The organism is Thalassobacillus cyri (genome assembly GCF_900107755.1).
Lineage (GTDB): Bacteria > Bacillota > Bacilli > Bacillales > Halobacillaceae > Thalassobacillus > Thalassobacillus cyri.
Window position 1 is genome coordinate 101,153 of the sequence record NZ_FNQR01000002.1, and the last position, 18,315, is coordinate 119,467.

Consider the following 18,315-nt stretch of genomic DNA (forward strand, 5'->3'; position numbering starts at 1 on the left):
GCAGCGCGGCTATGTTATTGTAAGAGTAAGCCTTTGGCTTAAAAAGACATTTCATTTAAAATGAGTTAAAATAAACTAAAGTAAAACAAACTCGGATGGAAAAGGGATGTGTAATGGATGAGTCAAAAAATATTAGTTGTAGATGATGAAAAACCAATTGCTGACATTTTGAAATTCAATTTAGAAAAAGAAGGCTATACCGTAGTATGTGCTTATGATGGCGATGAAGCGATCGAATTGGCTGATCAAGAAAATCCTGATTTGATTTTGCTTGATATCATGCTTCCCAATAAAGATGGTAATGAAGTTTGCCGGGAAGTCCGGAAGAAACATAACATGCCAATTATCATGCTGACGGCCAAAGACTCAGAGATCGATAAAGTTTTAGGACTTGAACTGGGTGCTGATGATTATGTGACCAAGCCGTTCAATAACCGTGAACTGATCGCGAGGGTCAAAGCGAATTTGCGACGTCGCTTCCAGGAGCCTGAAGACACAGCCACTCAATCGAAAGATATCAAAATTGGCCGTCTGGTCATTCACCCGGACGCCTATACAGTAACACGCGATGGGGACTACATAGAGTTGACCCATCGTGAATTCGAGCTGCTTCATTATCTGGCGAGACATATTGGACAGGTAATGACCAGAGAGCATTTGCTGGAGACAGTTTGGGGTTACGATTACTATGGTGATGTCCGTACCGTAGACGTAACAGTAAGAAGACTAAGAGAAAAAATTGAGGAGAGCCCAAGTAATCCTACTTGGATCGTCACACGTCGCGGGGTAGGTTATTATTTACGTAATCCAGAGCAGGAGTAGTTTTTAATGAATAAAGTCGGTTTTTTTCAATCTGTGCGATTAAAGCTTATCCTTGTTTATATTCTACTCCTTTTGTTAGGAATACAAGTGATTGGTGCTTATTTCGCACAGAATTTGGAAAATAATTTAGAACAAAACTTCAAAAACTCGATTAATGATCGGGTTCAATGGCTTACTTACAGTCTTACCCAGGCTTTTGAGAATGAGAAAGATCGGACGGATGATGAAGTTTCATTAGAAGAAGAAGTCCAGGGGATACTGGGTGATTTTGACAGTAGTGATATTCAGGAGCTGTTTGTAGTGGATAAAAACAGCCGTATTTTAGCTACCTACGGACAACAATATGATCAGCAGGATAATGTTGGGCAGAAAACCCGTGATTCCCTAGTACAAAGTACCCTATTGTTAGGTGATCCAAAGGATAAAATCTTTGTTGATGAAGACAATGACCGAATCTTTGTGCGGACTTTCCCGATTACCGTAGATGATGAAACCGTCGGAGCCATTTACCTCAGAGCCAGGATGAATGAGATATATACGCAGATGAGTGAAATCAATGGGATATTTGCTAAAGGGACATTGATTTCCCTGACCATTACTGCACTGCTTGGGATTCTAGTCGCCAGGACGATAACACGTCCTATCACAGAAATGAGAAAACAAGCCAAAAAAATGGCTGCTGGTGACTTTTCTCAAAAAGTAAATGTGTATGGTTCCGATGAGATTGGTCAATTAGCAGTCACCTTCAATGATTTAAGTGATAAGATCCAGCTTGCTCAAGCCACCACAGAAGGTGAGCGAAGGAAGCTTAGTTCCGTATTGTCTAATATGTCGGATGGTGTGATAGCAACCGATCGTCTCGGAGCTATCACTTTGATGAACAAACCCGCATCGAACCTGATCGGCCAAAGTTTTGAGGATGTACAAGGCCAGTCTTTGTTTGACGTATTAGATCTTAACGATCAGATTTCCGATATCTCAGAAGTACAGGACACCGGTTCGATGCTGGTCGACATGAGCACCGACGAACAGTATATGGTGTTGAAGGCTAACTTTTCTTATGTGTTAGATGAACGACAGAATATGAATGGATTCATTTCAGTAATCAGTGATGTAACGGAGCAGGAAAAAGTCGAGCGGGAACGCAGGGAATTTGTTTCGAATGTTTCCCATGAATTGCGTACGCCTTTGACTACGATGAGAAGTTATTTAGAAGCGTTGACGGATGGAGCCTGGACGGATAAAGAGATTGCACCAAGGTTTTTGGAAGTAACTCAAAATGAAACAGAGCGAATGATTCGTCTGGTCAATGATTTGTTGCAATTATCCAAAATGGACAGCAAGGGTCATGAGTTGTTCAAAGACCGTGTGGAATTTACTGAGTTTTACCATCACATCATCGACCGCTTCGAGATGAACAAAGAGGAAGGCATCACTTTTGAAAGAAACCTTCCTAAGGAAACGATATATGTATGGATGGATAAAGATAAGATCACGCAGGTCATGGATAATATCATCTCCAATGCCATTAAGTATTCTCCGGAGGGAGGAACCATCCGTTTCAAAACCCAAAAATTCTATAATAAACTTCAGATAAGTGTTTCGGATGAAGGTATGGGGATTCCTGCTGAAAAAGTGGATAAGATTTTTGATCGCTTCTATCGTGTCGATAAAGCTAGAACGCGGAAACTCGGAGGCACAGGTCTAGGCCTTGCTATTGCCCGGGAAATGATAGAAGCACACCATGGTCAAATCTGGGCAGAGAGCAAGGAAAACAAAGGGACCACCGTCCACTTTACATTGCCGCTTGTGAAAAAGAAGCGGAGGGGTAGCGCATGAATTTTGAAACCTTAAAATCTATCATATTGTTTATTTTAATTATGCTCAGTTTGTTTTTGACGGTAGCTTTATGGAACTACCAGCCTAGTCATGACAGGGTGGAAGATGATTTGGGGGTAAACACGGATGTCGGTGGACTGGAACAGAAGATGACCGATGTAGTACAGCCGAGTAATATCGTCTTTCATAATATTGGGGGCGATTATGGCTTTAAAGATCCCAAGGATGAAGCGCTCTTCTATCAAAAAATGCAAAACTGGACACTTTATAATTTTCAGCCTGTCGAAAGTGGTTTTCCAGAAGGACAGGTCATGTCAGAAGTAGTATTTCCGACAGGTTTACCAATCAGTACCCTTTCAAGTATTTTTACAGTGAGTGAAGAGGAGCAGGAAATAGGTTTACCAGCTGGTAATTTTAAACATATGTTATTTGTTCTGGATGAAAGCACAGAATCGATTACCGAAGTACGGTTTATCTCCAGGGATGGAGAAAATGTTGTTCGTGCACAAATACAGGCTACAGATGCATTTGCCGATTTAATCTCCCACCATCGATCCTTAGAAAATAAACAAGAACTTATTAAATATGAAAATAAAAATACGCGTATCTTTATACCGAAAAACGAAGTGACGATGACCGATCATTATATTTCCGTTGACCCTGTAAAAGTAGAACCTTTAACAAATGCCCTTTTTGATGATGTCTCCCGTGTGAAAAAAAGTAAACGAAGTGATGATACAACCAGCTTTTCCGATTATGACAGTGAGATGAGAATAGCGGAAGATGGAAATAGTATGAAATTGGAAAAAGCGTTATTTGGAAAAGGTGCAATTTTGGATGACTATGAACTTATTACAGAAAGTTTGGCAATGGTTAACAACCATAAAGGATGGACAGATAAATATCATCTTTTCGATGTAACCGATTATCAGGTTTCATATCGCATGATTTACGATGGAATCCCTGTCCTTTCGCCAAGCCGCTTATCAGAGATCACTGTCCAGTATCGACAGGAAGAGTTATATAGATATAAACGCCCCTTGATTGATATTGTCGATGTATACGCGGATGAAGAGAGAGAGATTGTACTGGAGTCGGGTGAAAGAGTGATAGACGTATTAGAAAACACTACCTCTATCAACCAAAATACGATACAGGATATCTCCATCGGTTACCGTTTTATTCCTTCTAACCCAGGAAAACAGAACGTTTTTTATACATTGATGCCAGCGTGGTATGTCAAGCATAATGGGAAATGGGAAAATATCAACGAAAAGTTAGACGCAGTCCAATTATCGAAAGGAGCGGATCAGGATGCAATGGGGTCAAATTAAAACATTATTTATCCTATGCTTTCTGATCCTGGATCTTTTTTTGCTGCAGCAGTTTTTAACTAAAACCGATGATGCCGAGCTTGAACAACTGGATGAGAACACTTCTGCTGCAGAACAATTAAACCTTGAAAATATCGATACCTCTGATATACCTGAAGAACAACCCCCTATGGCTTTCATTAATGGCAGGAGAGCGGATTTCTCTGAAGAAGATTTGAACGCTCTTGATGCTATGGAAGGTATTGATCCTAGCCTGTATAACAAGAATTCGCTTTACGTAAAATTTGAGGAACCAATTCCAGTTGAGGCTGAGGATGAGGGCGAAGAAATTATGGATAAGGTAGAGGATTTTGTCCTCTATGATGACCAATATTCTTATTGGGGTAAAAATGACGAGCATCAGGTTATTTTATTCTTTCAAAAAAACAACAATAGCACGATTTATTTCAATGAAAGCGGCTTACTGATGTTTTTAGTTGAAGAAGGGGAGATCACTGGATATTATCAAACCAGGCTTGGGGATATTGAAAAAGAAAGTGAGAAATCCGAATTACTTCAGCCTATTCAAGCCGTATATCAGTTATATGATAATGGAGAGATAACCTCGGAAGATAAAATTACTGACATGGTAGTAGGCTACCATTCTCAAATCCAGGGTGATTCCAATGGTATACAAGTGTTCGCTCCGACATGGAAGATTACAGTCAATAATAAGGACATTCATTTTGTAACAGCAACCACAGAAGGAAGAATTCTGGAAGTAAATGAAAATGAATTTATCACGAAGGCACTGGAAACTGCAGGGATTGTGAGCCCTCAGGATGATAATCAAGCAGAGAGCGTTCAAGAGCCGGATTCCGAATCAGCACAAGAGCCGGATAATAATGAATAATATAGATGGAGGGTCGATGAATGACCTTACGTTTTAGCGTGTTAGCTTCAGGAAGTACTGGAAATGCTTTTTATATAGAGACAGATCAAGAAAAAATTTTAGTAGATGCCGGATTAAGTGGCAAAAGAATCGACCAGGCGATGCATGAAGTCGGCATCAATCCAAAAGAACTTACAAAAATTTTAGTTACCCACGAGCATAGTGATCATATCAAGGGATTGGGTATCATGGCGCGAAAATATAATTTACCTATTTATGCAAATGAGAAAACGTGGCATGCTATGGATGGTTCCCTTGGTAAACTTACGCTGGATCAAAAGTTTCATTTCGGGATGGAAGAAGTGAAGAGCTTCGGTGACCTTGATGTTGAATCTTTTGGGGTTTCTCATGATGCCGCAGATCCGATGTTTTATACATTCAGGCATAATGGGAAAAAAGTTTCTCTGGTCACCGATTTAGGGTATGTTTCAGAACGTATTAAAAAAACAGTAGAAGATGCGGATGCCTATATTTTTGAATCTAATCACGATGTTGAAATGCTGCGGATGGGAAGATACCCGTGGAATACCAAACGAAGAATTCTTGGTGATTCCGGTCATGTATCCAATGAAGATTGTGCCCTCGCTTTGACTGATATCATAACAGATCGAACAAAGCGTATTTATTTAGCTCATTTAAGTCAAGATAACAATATGAAAGATCTTGCCCGTATGTCTGTCAGCAATGTGCTGAAAGAAAGAGGGTTTGAAGTGGGATCTCGTGTAGAGCTCCATGATACCGATCCTAAACAACCTACGCCTTTATATGTTGTTGGGTGATTGCTACTTATATGCTGAAAATTTTCTAAAGGTAGTACGGATATTCCATTACAAATAGAAAGGAATGGTAGAGCATATGGGTTACTATGACGACCATTCTCCTCAGACAAGGCAGCATAAGAAGAAAAAGAGCTGGGTCATGCCTACGATCGTAGGAATTATACTGGGTGCTGTGCTGGTGTTATTGGCTCTTCCTGCATTAATACAGTCTAATCTGCTCCCCTATGATATGACGATACCTGAGGATGAGAGTGGACTTGTAGATGAGGACCAGAATTTATCCGGCACCACGCAAAATGTCGAGGTGGATGTTACCACCCAGGTTACAGAAGTGGTTGAAAATGTGGCTCCTGCGGTTGTAGGGGTAGTCAACATGCAATCCCGCTCTAATTTTTGGCAGGAACAAGAAGAAGGAGAAGCTGGTACAGGTTCCGGTGTCATTTATAAAATAGATGGGGATACGGCCTATGTGGTCACCAACCATCATGTCATCCAGGGAGCCGACAAAGTTGAAGTAGCGTTAGCCGACGAAACGAGGATTACTGCTGAAATCGTCGGGAGTGATTTATTTACCGATCTGGCAGTATTGAAAATGCCGGCTGACCAGGTCGAAAAAGAAATTCCAATCGGGAAGTCGGAGAATATCAAGGTGGGAGAGCCTGCAATTGCAATCGGCAGTCCATTAGGTTTACGGTTTTCCGGTTCAGTTACAAAAGGAATCATCAGTGGGAAACAACGGGCGATTCCACAGGATTTCAATGGTGACGGACAAGCAGATTGGCAGGCTGATGTCATTCAAACAGATGCAGCCATCAACCCTGGAAACAGTGGGGGTGCATTGATAAATATCGAAGGTCAGCTGATCGGTATCAATTCGATGAAAATTGCACGTTCTGCGGTAGAAGGGATCGGTTTCGCTATTCCAATCGACGAAGCAAAACCGATTATTGATGAGTTAGAAAAAGAAGGAAAAGTAACACGCCCATTCCTTGGGGTGGAAGCTTACTCGATTGCAGATGTTCCGAAGAGCGAAAGGCAAAATACGTTGCAGCTTCCAGAAGAAGTAGACGGTGGCGTATATTTACGTTCTGTAGAGCCTATGTCGCCTGCTGCGAAAGCTGGATTAGAACAGTTGGACGTCATTACCCAGCTGGATGGAGAGTCTATTCAAAATATTATTGAACTTCGTCAGCACCTTTACCATGAGAAAAAAGTTGGAGAGGAAATGACAGTTACCTATTATCGAAATGGGGAACAACAAGAAACTACGGTAACCCTAGCCGCGCAAGAAGATTTTTAATCCTGCTTAAAGCTGTCTCTTTATAAAGAGGCAGCTTTTTTAAGCATAAATAATTATCCACAAGTTGTGGGTATCATGAGGATAAATGGTATATATATAGTAGCGAACATAAATTCTTATACTAAATAACTGGTATGACCTGTGAATATGTGTATAACATCTGTGTATAACCTGTTCACATCGTAGAATATTGTGTGTATAAATGAAAATCAACACCCCTTGTTAATAAATCTGTGGACAATTGTTAGTAACTCTCAGAAAAATTAAAAACTTTACACATGTGGATGGTTTATTATTAGCAATAATGCTTTTGGATAACGGTTTATTATTAAATTGTTATCTAGTTATACTCAATTAGTAATTTAAGGAGGCTTCCATGGAAATATTCACAAAAAAAGTCATTCACCTTATCTCGACCATTCCCGAAGGGAATGTGATGACCTATGGGCAAATTGCCAAGCTTGCCGGCAGCCCGCGCGGGGCAAGACAGGTTGCACGTATTCTTCATACCATGAGTCGAAAATATAAGCTTCCCTGGCACCGTGTGGTCAGTGCGAAAGGACAAATTGCCATTAAGGATGAAGAAACTGCGGAAGAGCAAAGAATACGCCTGGAAAGTGAAGAAGTCAGGATAGAGAATGGACGATACATTAATTTAATTGTATATCAGTATCATCCCCAGGTTTAATAAAATTGGTTTTTAGGAAGAGAATAATTAACAATGATTAAGGAGGGAATGAAAGTGAAGGATAGATTGATACCGGTGACTTCAGTAAGAAGTGGCACCGAACAGCCTTTGACACCTGATATTCACTGCCTGCCGATCCAGGTAGTAAACGTTTGTTTTGTCGGAAGTACAGCTCACCCGCAGGATTGGGTGCTGGTCGATGCCGGCATGCCTAAATCTGCTGACGAAATTTTAGGGACGGCTCAGGAGCTTTATGGAGAAAATAACAGACCGAAGGCAATCATTCTTACGCATGGCCATTTTGACCATGTAGGAGCAGTTGAGGAGTTGGTTGATCATTGGGAGGTACCCGTTTATGCCCATGAACTGGAAATGCCTTACCTTACTGGTGAAATGGACTACCCGGAGCCGGACACCAGTGTAGAAGGCGGAATGGTAGCGAAAATGTCACGGATGTTCCCAAATGAAGGAATTGACCTTGGATCCCATGTTCATAAGCTTCCTGATGATGGAACAGTCCCGTTTATGCCTGGCTGGCGATGGGTCCATACCCCCGGACACACCCAAGGGCATATATCCTTGTTCCGGGAATCCGATCGTTCACTGATTGCAGGTGATGCTTTTGTAACGGTAAAACAAGAATATTTATTCAAAGTATTGACCCAAGAGCAAGAAATCAGTGGTCCGCCTCGTTATTTGACTACGGATTGGACGACAGCCTGGGAGTCAGTGAAGAAGTTGGATGCACTGAAGCCGGAACTGGCTGTGACTGGACACGGACTTCCGATGAGTGGTGAGGAATTAACGGAAAACCTCGCTAAACTGAATCGGGAATTTGATAAAATAGCTATTCCTGACCATGGTCGCTATGTTGATGAAGATGAAAAATAAGCCGGGGCTGAGCGCCCGGCTTATTTTTTATGAGAATACTTATAAGTAGCAAATAAAACACAAATCCCGAAAAATAAAGTTACTGGTCTATTCCATCGGAATCTTTGGCTTCATCGGTGAATAATTTGACGCCAGGTTTACCACCTTTTCCGCGATAGATTCGCTCAATGTAATCCTCTGTAATTGCTTTGATTTCTTTGTGCATGAACAGAACCGGGAAAATATTGAAAATTACTACTGCTGCCAGCAGTAAATCGAGGAACTGCCATACAAACTGCAGGCCACCGATGGCGCCAAGGTAAATGGAAACGACATAGACGATACGCATCCCTTTAGAAACTTTCAAACCGAATAAGTACTCTGCCTGTTTTTCGCCGAAGAAAATGATGACGCCTACCGTTGTCAGTACAAAGAATAACAAAAAGATGGCGACAAATGCTCCTCCGAATTGTTCGCCGAAAACATCAGCAAACGCGATATTTACCATACTGGAGGATTGATCGGCCCCAACTTCTTTCCAGGCTCCGGAAGCCAGGACAGTCAGCCCGGTTACGGTACATATCACAATTGTGTCGACGAAGACACTGAAGATTCCCCATAGCGCCTGTTTACTTGGATGATCGGTCTGTGCGGCAGCATGAGCGACTGGACCTGTACCAAGCCCAGCTTCATTGGAATACAGTCCTCGTGCAATCCCCCAGCGAATGGCCTGGGCAATGCCTGCGCCGGCAAATCCTCCAGCTGCTGAAACAGGAGTGAAAGCATGGGCAAAAATAAGGCCGAAGATATTGGGAATGGCACCGATGTTAGCAATAATGACGATGAAACAAATAATTAAGTAAGACAATACCATAAAAGGGACCAGTTTATCGGTTACTTTTCCAATACGCTTAATTCCCCCGAAGACGATTATACCAATCAACACGGTGATGATGATTCCCGTAATCCATGCCGGCCAGCCGAATGCTCCTTCCACCTGGGTGGTGATCGAGTTGGACTGTACCATGACACTCGGGATGATTTCAATCATTAGAAAAAAGGCGAATAAGGCCGCGATTTTGTTCCAGCCTAATCCTTTTTTGATATAATATTGCGGACCGCCTACCCAGACACCTTCTTTATTCAATTCGCGGTATTTCAATCCGAGTAGAATCTCCGAGTATCTCGTGGCCATCCCGATCAAAGCGACCATCCACATCCAGAAAAGTGCACCAGGACCTCCCATAGCAATGGCGAGCGGAACCCCTACAATGTTAGTCGCTCCAGCAGTCGAGGCAAGTGCAGAGGTGAATGCCTGGAATGGTGTGATGGTTCCTTCGTGTTTGTTCTTTTTGAATATTTGCCCGATTGTCCGGTGAAGTACATGGCCGAAAAAACGGAATTGAAAAAAATTCAGCCGGATCGTCAGAAAGATTCCACCTACAATAAGAATGATGGCTAATATATAAGTCCAAAGGAAGTTAGAGATATTGGCTACCCCTGTTTCAATCAGTGTCAGCAGATTATCCATTAGTAAGCTCCTCCCACAAAGTCGATGGTTTATAATTGTTTACCCGTTTTCTTTATTGGTAAAGCGTTACAAATTTACCAGTATATTAGGGGCAGAAAGAAGGAAAAGAGCTGTATGGAAGGTTAAGAGGTAAGTATTTTTGAGGGAATGAGCACATTTTGGACACAAAAAAAGGACCCCTATATAGGAGTCCTTTTTGTAACGTCAATTACTTTTGAACGTTAGCAGCTTGAGGTCCGCGTTGACCTTCTTCGATATCGAAAGTTACTGCTTGGCCTTCTTCAAGAGTTTTGAAGCCTTCGCCTTGAATAGCAGAGAAGTGAACGAATACATCGTCTTGTCCTTCTACTTCGATGAAACCGAAACCTTTTTCTGCGTTAAACCATTTTACTGTACCTTCTACCATTGGTAATTCCTCCTGCGTGGCCGAGCCACATTGTATTACTCTTCTTGCTCTTCATATTCATTCAAGACGAAAACATTTTCTTCTTTCACTCATATCCGAACAATAATAAGTGCTCTAAGCATAGCACCTTGATGCAGGAAAAGCAAGCTTTGCGCCCAAAAAGTTTCATATTAGTGTGGTTGTGACAAAATTCGATTCAATAAGACAATAAAAACTCACTATATGGTGATGGGGTAGTGAAAATAACTATTTACGCATCTCCTCCATTCTATTTTATGCCTGATCCTTAGTGCTAAAGCAATGTGTTAATTGTATGAATTTAACATTTTTCATCGATTGGTATAGACCTCTATGCTGCCCCCTTGCTATTCTGATTTTGAATATATCTGCAAAGGAGGGAAAGGGTTACCGCTGGAAATTCGTTTCATAAAATAGAATGGAGGTCTTCAAGTTGAAAAAAGTACTAGCTTCACTCAGCTGTTTCATGCTTGTTTTTTCACTATTGATTCCTGCTGCTACTGCTAAGACGACTCCGAAAGAATTTCACCAGCCAGATCCTCAATCAGAAAAGGCACAAAATGGCATGATCAAGCGTATCATCGGCCAAATGACGGATCGGGAGAAAATCGGCCAGCTGGTAATGCCTTCTACCTTTGATGATGGAACAGGTATGCCAAATGAATTTACAAAACGAGCGATTCAGGAGTATAAAGCCGGATCCGTGATTGTATATGGAAAGCGTACGGCGGATCACCAGGCAGCCTACAATAACCAGCTGCAGGAATGGGCGGAAGAAACGGAGAAGGGTATTCCACTTATCATCTCAGCTGATCTGGAATATGGCGCTTCCCAACGTGTACCGGAAGATGCGACTACTTTTCCTAGACAGATGGGAATCGGCGCGACGAACAGCATAGAAAATGCAGAGCTTGTGTCCCGTATAACGGGGAAAGAAGCAAGAGCAATGGGATTCAATTGGAATTACTCTCCAGTTGCTGATGTGAATACGAACCCTGAAAATCCAGTAATTGGAGTTCGTTCCTTTGGAGAAGATACAGACCTGGTAGCGAAAATGACAGCTGCGCAAGTAATTGGAAACCAGAAAGAGGGCGTCATGGCTTCAGCGAAGCATTTCCCAGGCCACGGCGATACAAGTGTCGACTCTCATTATGGAATAGCACGGGTGTCGTACGAGCGTGAAACGCTGGAGGAGATTCATCTGCCTCCTTTTCAAGCTGCAATTGATGCGGGTACTGATTCCATTATGACTGCCCATGTCATTGTCGATGCGATCGATCCAGAACTTCCTGCTACCTTATCTAAAAAAGTGCTGACAGGCCTTTTAAGAGAGGATATGGGTTTTGATGGCTTGATTGTAACAGATGCGATGAGCATGAAAGCCATTGATGATCACTGGGGAGCAGGCAACGCTGCTGTTCTTGCTATCAATGCCGGCGCTGATATCATCATGGCTACAGGAAACCAGGCAGATCAGATAGAAACCTTTGAGGCGTTATATGATGCTTATCAAACGGGTGAGATTACCAAGAAGCGGGTTCATGAATCCCTGGAACGGATTTTAACGAAAAAGTTTAAATACAATCTATTCGATGAACGGACAGTAAATCCGGAAGAAGCTCTGGATATCACCCATACCCCTGCTCATAAGCAAGCTGCATCCAATATAGCGATCAACTCTATGACATTGCTTAAAAATGAAGGAGTGCTTCCTTTTGATAATCAATCAGAGGAAACAACATTAGTTGCTGGAACAAGATACATTGAACAAATTGCAGAAAAGGTTGAAGAAAAATCGAATGGCGAGGTCATGAGCTGGGTAGGTTCAAGCGCAAACCCTGATGCCGCACAAATCCAGGAGGCGGTCACACTGGCAGAGGAAGCAGACCGGATTATTGTACCGACGTACTCAGCAAGCGTGCTGCCTGAAGGACAAGCTGACTTAGTGAAAGCACTCTATGATACCGGTAAGCCTGTGGCTGTCGTTTCACTAGGCCTGCCATATGATATCAAGGAATTTCCTGGTGTAGATGCTTATTTAGCTTCGTATGCACTAGACCGGTGGGGTACAGCGAATCCGACTGCCTGGACCGGAGCTGTAGCTGTCATTTTTGGTGAAAATCCAGGCGGCAAGCTGCCAGTCAATATCGAAGGTTTGTATCCAATGGGTGCTGGTTTATCCTATGAATGATAAAGACGATATTCGGCTAGAATACCTTCAACCGTTTGTACAGTAAAAACTTTATTTTTCAACGCAAAAATAATTGTACCTTTTTTCTATCTTTCTCGATTATAATTATTTCGTAATTATAAACTTGTAGAGGAAGATGACGATTGAAAAGGTTGCTGTCGCTTGTGTTCGCTGTTGTAATGATTGTCAGTAGTTTCCCAGGTCATAGTTTTGCAGCAATAAATCAAGGAGAGTTGGATAGGTATCTTACCGAGATTCAATGGACAGAGGAAGAGTTAGAGACTTATCTGTGGGAGTATTATGATTTAGTGATTAATGATTTTGAAGCAATAGAAGAATTGAAAGAATTTCTTGGACCAATCATAACGGAAGAAAGTCTGCAAGAATTGCTGGACACTTATGGTCTTACGCGCGAGGAGCTAGATGAAATCCTTGCCGACTACGGCGAAACCGTTGATGACTATACGTTTATTGATGATATCGAATTCTTTTTGATAGAAGAAACAATTGATTTCAATTACGAAGGAGTTTTCAATGAGTTTGGCCTGACGGAGGACGAGCTGGACCGTTTATTCGTTCACTTGGAAAGTCTGGATTCTGAGGCGATGAAAGCAAAATTAGATACACTATATGACCGCCTGATGGCTTTTGAAGATTTCGAATCAGCAACTGAATTGACGGCCGGTCAAATTGCCGAGCTGCTATCTATCATGCAGGAAATGCTCGATCTGTTTAAAATGGATGCAAAATTATTCCTGGTAACAAGTGGTGAAGAAAAAGTTGTAACCCTGGCAGATTTGCTGCAAATGACAGAAGCAGAGGGCTACGATCTCCGGGTGGAACTTTATAATCTTCAAGGAGAATTTTTAGCTGATTTTATTTTGACTGGTGAGATGTTTGGTTCGGAGCTTTTGAAAGAAACGGCCAAAGATCTCCCAGCTGTCGAACAGGTAGCCGAAAGCAAGCAATCTGCAGATAAACCTGCGGTTAAAAAACAGGAAAGTGCTTCTGCAGCAGTCGCGAAGACGGTCAAAGGTGGAGAGCTCCCGGATACAGATGGAGGATACCTTCTGAATATGCTGATCGGCTTGGGTACTATGGGAATTGGTGTATGGGCTGTTCGCCGCTTCCGTAATCAGGGAGCATAGGAAATGAGCGCCAGACGGTCCCGTAAAAAGAAACTGGCGTTCCTGCTAGTGGGGGTTGGCCTGATTGTTTTTGGCTTTTGGTTCACTAGTACGAACGCGTACCCTTTTTTAAAAGGGTACTACCTTTATAAAACGAATGCAGAAACGTCGCTGGACACAGTTGAAAAGGAAATGAAGCTTTCTTCCAAAAAGGCGCCGAGCATTTCTAATGAACCATTATACAAGTCCGTCCCGGAAGTCGGGGATCATATGGGTGAGCTGATCATCCCTAAGTTAGATGCAAGCCTCCCGATTTATCATGGCACGGAAGAGGATGAGTTGGAAAAAGGTGTTGGACACTTCGCTGGCAGTGTGCTGCCAGGGGAACAGGATAATACTGTGCTGTCCGGGCACCGGGATACGGTTTTCCGACGGCTTGGTGAAGTCGGAGTCGGCGACGAATTGACCGTCAAAACAGAAGCTGGTGCCTTTACGTATCGGGTGAGGAAAGTGAGGATTGTCGATCAGGACGATCGTACCGTCATTGTTCCAAAGCCAAAGGCAACGTTGACCGTTTCTACCTGCTACCCATTCGATTTCATCGGTTCGGCACCAGACAGATACATTTTAGTAGCAGATTTAATGGAAAGTGAACGATTAGAATAACCTAACTTGCCGTCATCTACTTATGGAGAAAGTTTTCGTATTTTCTTATAACAAAGTTAAACTTTCTTGAAATATAAAAAACGGCGTGTCCTTAAATAGGACCGCCGTTTTAGCTTTGTTTTTCCTGATATTTTTTATCGAGCTGATTGTTTTTGATGAACATGTAGAACAATGCCCCAAAAATGATAATATATCCCATAATACTCATCATATCAGGTACCTGGTTGATGACGACAATACTGATCCACGTAGAAAAGACCACAGTCGAATAGAAGAAGATCGAGATTTCCTTCGCTGGGGCAAATTTATAGGCAACGGTGATACCGAATTGGCCCATCGTAGCGAACACTCCTGCTAAGAGAAGATAGATCAGCTGCTGCATGGTCATCGGTTCCCAGAAGATGATGACAAATGGCAGTAAAGACATAGTCGTGAAAAAGGAAAAGTAGAAGACGACCGTATAAAACTTCTCTTTATTTCCAAGAATCCGTAGCACCGTATAGGCTCCTGCAGCAAACACGGCCCCGAGAATTCCGCCTAAATAAGGCACGATATCCACCGAAAATTGCGGCTTGATGATAAATAGCGTCCCGATAAAGGCGATGACGATCGCCACCATTTGGAATAGTTTTACGCGTTCTTTTAGGAAAATGGCGGAGAAAATAATCGTTAGAAACGGGCTTAATTTATTCAGCATGTCCGCATCCGATAAAACCAGTTCATCGATCGAATAGAAAAACAGTACCATGCCCAGGGTCCCCATCGCCGAGCGAATGAGCAGGAACTTCTGGTTTTCCTTTTTCCCGAACAGGCTTTCTTTATAGTACATGACAAATCCAAATGAAATGAGGACGGAAATGACGTTCCTGAACCACGTTTTCTGTACGGTAGGCAAATCGCCTGACAGCTTTACAAAGGCCGCCATCACCGAAAATCCAAACGCTGATATCAGTAATAAGATGATTCCTTTATTTCGATCTTTCATAAGCTTCCTCCATCTCATCTATCTGAAAGAATTGGTGATGTTACACACTCTAACCATCCTAATACAAAATTAACCCTTGGAAAAGTTTCTTGCTTTAAGTAAGCCTTTATAAAAAGTATCTCTGCTCCATTACTCCACGTATGATAACCATTAATAGTGCTTCATCTTGGTAAAGACCCTCTTAATCTAGTACACTTTTAATAAACGTAACTACGATGGAGGAATAGCCATGATTGATTTACGAAGTGATACGGTAACGAAACCGACAGAAGCGATGCGGAAAGCAGCGTACGAAGCGGAAGTCGGCGATGATGTATATGAGGAAGATACGACGGTCAATAAGCTCGAGGAGCGGGCAGCAGAAATGCTTGGAAAAGAAGCGGCCTTGTTTGTAACCAGCGGTACGCAGGGAAATCAAATGGCTGTGCTGACACATTGCAAACCTGGGGAGGAGGTCATCCTGGAGCAGGATGCTCACCTGTTTGTTTATGAGGGAGCTTCCATGTCAGCATTGGCAGGGGTTCAGCCAAGAACAATTAAGGGAGAGCGGGGAGCGATGTCTCCGACTGATGTTGCCGCGGCTATCCGCGGTGAAGACATCCACTTTCCGGAAACCGGTCTGATTTGTCTCGAGAATACCCATAACAAAGCGGGAGGAGCTATACTTCCTCTGGAAAATATGAAAACAATCGCTCAAATTGCACGAGAAGATCATGTCCCTATCCATCTTGATGGGGCAAGGCTTTTCAATGCCTCAGCAGCTACTGGAATAGCGGTGGAACGCTACGCTGAGCTTGCCGACACCGTCCAGTTTTGCTTGTCCAAGGGACTTGGAGCTCCGGTTGGTTCTATCATCGCTGGTTCCGCTGATTTTATTAAGAAAGCAAGGAAGTGGCGGAAGCGCCTTGGAGGCGGACTGAGGCAGGCCGGGATTATCGCGGCACCTGGTTTGGTCGCTTTGAATACAATGACGGAGCGGCTGGTGGATGACCACCACCATGCAGAACAGCTGGCAGCCGGCTTGGCAGAGATTGATGGACTGACCGTGGAAAATGAGGTGGAAACCAACATTATCCTGATCAATACGAAGCAGGCAGGCTATACGGCAAAGCAGTTTTTGGATGCTTTGAAAGAGGAAGGGATTTTAGCGGTACCATTTGGACCGCATACCGTCCGATTCGTCACCAATTATCATATTACAAAAGAAGATATCGACACCGTCCTGATAAAGGTGAATCAACTGGTCAACTAGCACATAAGAGGAGCCGCTTCTATTCTTTGGGAGAGAGTGGTTTCTTTTTTTTTGGGTAAAATGTCGGAAAATTGTGATAAATAGTGAAAAAGTACTAGGTAATTACTTCCTCTTACTCAATCAATTGATAAAAAGGCTATGCTAAAATCAAGTTTAACGCAATAGACTAAATTTTCTGAACAAAAGGAGGTTATACCTAAATCTATTAATCTATTGCTAAAAATTTAACAGGAGGCATGCGTTAATGAAAAAAGTATCTTTTACGTTAACAACTATCATCTTGATGATGTCACTGTTTGCTGTCAGTGCATTCGCATCCCCGGAAAAGGAAAATGGAAATGAGTGGGTGCGTGTACTGATCGAGTCAACGAATGAAAACGCAAAAAACCAGGCGAAAGAAAAGTATGATGTCAGACATGATTTTGGCAAACAAGGTTTTTCCACCAATGTGACGCTCCAACAGTATAAAGCTCTGCAAAATAATAAAAACCTCAACGTTACTAAAGTGGATAAAGTCTCTTTAGTAAATAAACCTCAAGCTGCTGCTGATCGTAGCACTGCCCCTTCTGATCAAACCCCTTGGGGAATGGAAGCTATTTATAACGATAACTCCATTACAGCCACGGACGGCGGGGACGAAATACGTGTAGCTGTCCTTGATACTGGTTCAAAAACCGATCACGTCGACCTGGAAGGGAACGTGGAACAGTGTAAGGATTTCAGCAGGTTCTTCTTTTCACGCGTAGATGGTTCTTGTAATGATGTGAACGGTCACGGTACCCATGTAGCTGGAACTGTCCTGGCTGATGGTGGTGCAGATGGTGCAGGTATTTATGGAGTTGCACCTGATGCAAAACTATGGGCTTACAAAGTTCTTGGTGATCTTGGAACTGGTTTTTCTGATGACATTGCCAATGCGATCCGCCATGCTGCTGATCAAAGCCTGCAACAAGGGGTAAAAGTCGTTATCTCTATGTCTCTAGGTTCCAGTACTGAAAGCAGTTTAATTACAGAAGCCATTGACTATGCCTATGCAAACGGTGTCCTTGTCGTAGCAGCAGCCGGGAATTCTGGTCCCGATGCTGATACAATCGGCTACCCAGGCGCAGTTGAAAATGCTGTGGCTGTAGCAGCTTTAGAGGATGTCCAGGAAAACGGTACGTATCGCGTTGCGGACTTTTCTTCTCGTGGAAATCCAGATACTGATGGCGACTATGTCATTCAGGAGCGTGATGTAGAACTTTCTGCTCCAGGAGCAGCGATTGCGTCCACCTGGAATGACGGTGGTTATAACACAATCAGTGGTACGTCCATGGCGACCCCGCACGTATCCGGTTTAGCTGCAAAACTATGGGGGGAAAATCCTGGCCTAAGCAATACCGACCTTCGTGCCGAATTGCAAAACCGTGCGACTGCTAATGACATCCTTGGCGGAACAGGTGCCGCTGACGGGGATGACTATGCATCCGGGTTCGGATTTCCACTAGCACAATAGTAAAACAGGCCATATCACCTACCTATTTACCTCTTACTACTCAATAATTCTGACTGGAAGCTATGCTAGAATTAAAATTAT

General features: G+C 42.8%; 16 protein-coding genes. 13 read left to right on the forward strand and 3 right to left on the reverse strand.

The genetic code is table 11. The features are described 5' to 3' along the window. Window positions 1–117: 117 nt before the first annotated feature. The 8 genes from yycF (at window position 118) to BLV00_RS02820 (ending at window position 8,584) form a co-directional block, all read left to right on the forward strand. Window positions 118–822: a response regulator YycF gene (yycF, locus tag BLV00_RS02785; RefSeq protein WP_093042187.1), complete on the forward strand. Its 705-nt coding sequence runs from the start codon at window positions 118–120 to the stop codon at window positions 820–822. Window positions 823–828: 6 nt separating this feature from the next. Beyond that, entirely contained in the window at window positions 829–2,661 is a 1,833-nt protein-coding gene (walK, locus tag BLV00_RS02790; RefSeq protein ID WP_093042189.1) for a cell wall metabolism sensor histidine kinase WalK, read from the forward strand. Further along, entirely contained in the window at window positions 2,658–3,995 is a 1,338-nt protein-coding gene (locus BLV00_RS02795) for a YycH family regulatory protein (protein WP_093042191.1), read from the forward strand. The genes walK and BLV00_RS02795 overlap by 4 nt, the downstream gene beginning before the upstream one ends. Continuing rightward, window positions 3,976–4,887, forward strand: a complete 912-nt coding sequence (locus tag BLV00_RS02800; RefSeq protein ID WP_093042193.1) for a two-component system regulatory protein YycI — start codon at window positions 3,976–3,978, stop codon at window positions 4,885–4,887. The genes BLV00_RS02795 and BLV00_RS02800 overlap by 20 nt, the downstream gene beginning before the upstream one ends. 20 nt (window positions 4,888–4,907) lie before the next feature. Further along, window positions 4,908–5,705, forward strand: a complete 798-nt coding sequence (locus BLV00_RS02805; protein WP_093042195.1) for an MBL fold metallo-hydrolase — start codon at window positions 4,908–4,910, stop codon at window positions 5,703–5,705. Window positions 5,706–5,781: 76 nt separating this feature from the next. Next, window positions 5,782–7,005, forward strand: a complete 1,224-nt coding sequence (locus BLV00_RS02810) for a S1C family serine protease (RefSeq protein WP_093042197.1) — start codon at window positions 5,782–5,784, stop codon at window positions 7,003–7,005. A 376-nt stretch (window positions 7,006–7,381) separates the two neighbouring features. Further along, entirely contained in the window at window positions 7,382–7,693 is a 312-nt protein-coding gene (locus BLV00_RS02815; RefSeq protein ID WP_093042199.1) for an MGMT family protein, read from the forward strand. Between the two features lie 48 nt (window positions 7,694–7,741). Continuing rightward, a complete protein-coding gene (locus BLV00_RS02820) occupies window positions 7,742–8,584 on the forward strand; it encodes an MBL fold metallo-hydrolase (protein WP_093042201.1) in 843 nt (280 codons plus the stop codon). Between the two features lie 79 nt (window positions 8,585–8,663). On the opposite strand, the gene BLV00_RS02825 is transcribed toward BLV00_RS02820, so the two are convergent. Continuing rightward, window positions 8,664–10,094 carry an alanine/glycine:cation symporter family protein gene (locus BLV00_RS02825; protein WP_093042203.1) on the reverse strand — a complete coding sequence of 477 codons (1,431 nt, stop codon included), beginning with the start codon at window positions 10,092–10,094 and terminating at the stop codon, window positions 8,664–8,666. 208 nt (window positions 10,095–10,302) lie between these two features. After that, a complete protein-coding gene (locus BLV00_RS02830; protein ID WP_062443511.1) occupies window positions 10,303–10,500 on the reverse strand; it encodes a cold-shock protein in 198 nt (65 codons plus the stop codon). Between the two features lie 451 nt (window positions 10,501–10,951). Between BLV00_RS02830 and BLV00_RS02835 the strand changes: the two genes are divergently transcribed. From BLV00_RS02835 to BLV00_RS02845, 3 genes are all read left to right on the forward strand, one after another. Continuing rightward, window positions 10,952–12,709, forward strand: coding sequence for a glycoside hydrolase family 3 protein (locus BLV00_RS02835; RefSeq protein ID WP_176791302.1), 1,758 nt, complete (start codon window positions 10,952–10,954; stop codon window positions 12,707–12,709). Between the two features lie 143 nt (window positions 12,710–12,852). Further along, window positions 12,853–13,857, forward strand: a complete 1,005-nt coding sequence (locus tag BLV00_RS02840; protein ID WP_093042208.1) for a processed acidic surface protein — start codon at window positions 12,853–12,855, stop codon at window positions 13,855–13,857. Window positions 13,858–13,860: 3 nt separating this feature from the next. Next, window positions 13,861–14,502, forward strand: a complete 642-nt coding sequence (locus tag BLV00_RS02845; RefSeq protein WP_093042210.1) for a class D sortase — start codon at window positions 13,861–13,863, stop codon at window positions 14,500–14,502. Window positions 14,503–14,611: 109 nt separating this feature from the next. On the opposite strand, the gene BLV00_RS02850 is transcribed toward BLV00_RS02845, so the two are convergent. After that, window positions 14,612–15,487, reverse strand: a complete 876-nt coding sequence (locus BLV00_RS02850) for a DMT family transporter (protein WP_093042212.1) — start codon at window positions 15,485–15,487, stop codon at window positions 14,612–14,614. Window positions 15,488–15,716: 229 nt separating this feature from the next. On the opposite strand from BLV00_RS02850, the gene ltaE reads away from it, so the two are divergent. Together ltaE and BLV00_RS02860 are read left to right on the forward strand one after the other, a co-directional pair. Beyond that, a complete protein-coding gene (ltaE, locus tag BLV00_RS02855; RefSeq protein ID WP_093042214.1) occupies window positions 15,717–16,739 on the forward strand; it encodes a low-specificity L-threonine aldolase in 1,023 nt (340 codons plus the stop codon). 244 nt (window positions 16,740–16,983) lie between these two features. Further along, window positions 16,984–18,234, forward strand: coding sequence for a S8 family serine peptidase (locus BLV00_RS02860; protein ID WP_093042217.1), 1,251 nt, complete (start codon window positions 16,984–16,986; stop codon window positions 18,232–18,234). Window positions 18,235–18,315 lie beyond the last annotated feature (81 nt).

Bases quoted from the DNA above. Each gene is read 5' to 3' on its own strand.
- yycF (WP_093042187.1), top strand. From the start codon at position 118: ATGAGTCAAAAAATATTAGTTGTAGATGATGAAAAACCAATTGCTGAC.
- walK (WP_093042189.1), top strand. From the start codon at position 829: ATGAATAAAGTCGGTTTTTTTCAATCTGTGCGATTAAAGCTTATCCTT.
- BLV00_RS02795 (WP_093042191.1), top strand. From the start codon at position 2,658: ATGAATTTTGAAACCTTAAAATCTATCATATTGTTTATTTTAATTATG.
- BLV00_RS02800 (WP_093042193.1), top strand. From the start codon at position 3,976: ATGCAATGGGGTCAAATTAAAACATTATTTATCCTATGCTTTCTGATC.
- BLV00_RS02805 (WP_093042195.1), top strand. From the start codon at position 4,908: ATGACCTTACGTTTTAGCGTGTTAGCTTCAGGAAGTACTGGAAATGCT.
- BLV00_RS02810 (WP_093042197.1), top strand. From the start codon at position 5,782: ATGGGTTACTATGACGACCATTCTCCTCAGACAAGGCAGCATAAGAAG.
- BLV00_RS02815 (WP_093042199.1), top strand. From the start codon at position 7,382: ATGGAAATATTCACAAAAAAAGTCATTCACCTTATCTCGACCATTCCC.
- BLV00_RS02820 (WP_093042201.1), top strand. From the start codon at position 7,742: ATGAAAGTGAAGGATAGATTGATACCGGTGACTTCAGTAAGAAGTGGC.
- BLV00_RS02825 (WP_093042203.1), bottom strand. From the start codon at position 10,094: ATGGATAATCTGCTGACACTGATTGAAACAGGGGTAGCCAATATCTCT.
- BLV00_RS02830 (WP_062443511.1), bottom strand. From the start codon at position 10,500: ATGGTAGAAGGTACAGTAAAATGGTTTAACGCAGAAAAAGGTTTCGGT.
- BLV00_RS02845 (WP_093042210.1), top strand. From the start codon at position 13,861: ATGAGCGCCAGACGGTCCCGTAAAAAGAAACTGGCGTTCCTGCTAGTG.
- BLV00_RS02850 (WP_093042212.1), bottom strand. From the start codon at position 15,487: ATGAAAGATCGAAATAAAGGAATCATCTTATTACTGATATCAGCGTTT.
- ltaE (WP_093042214.1), top strand. From the start codon at position 15,717: ATGATTGATTTACGAAGTGATACGGTAACGAAACCGACAGAAGCGATG.
- BLV00_RS02860 (WP_093042217.1), top strand. From the start codon at position 16,984: ATGAAAAAAGTATCTTTTACGTTAACAACTATCATCTTGATGATGTCA.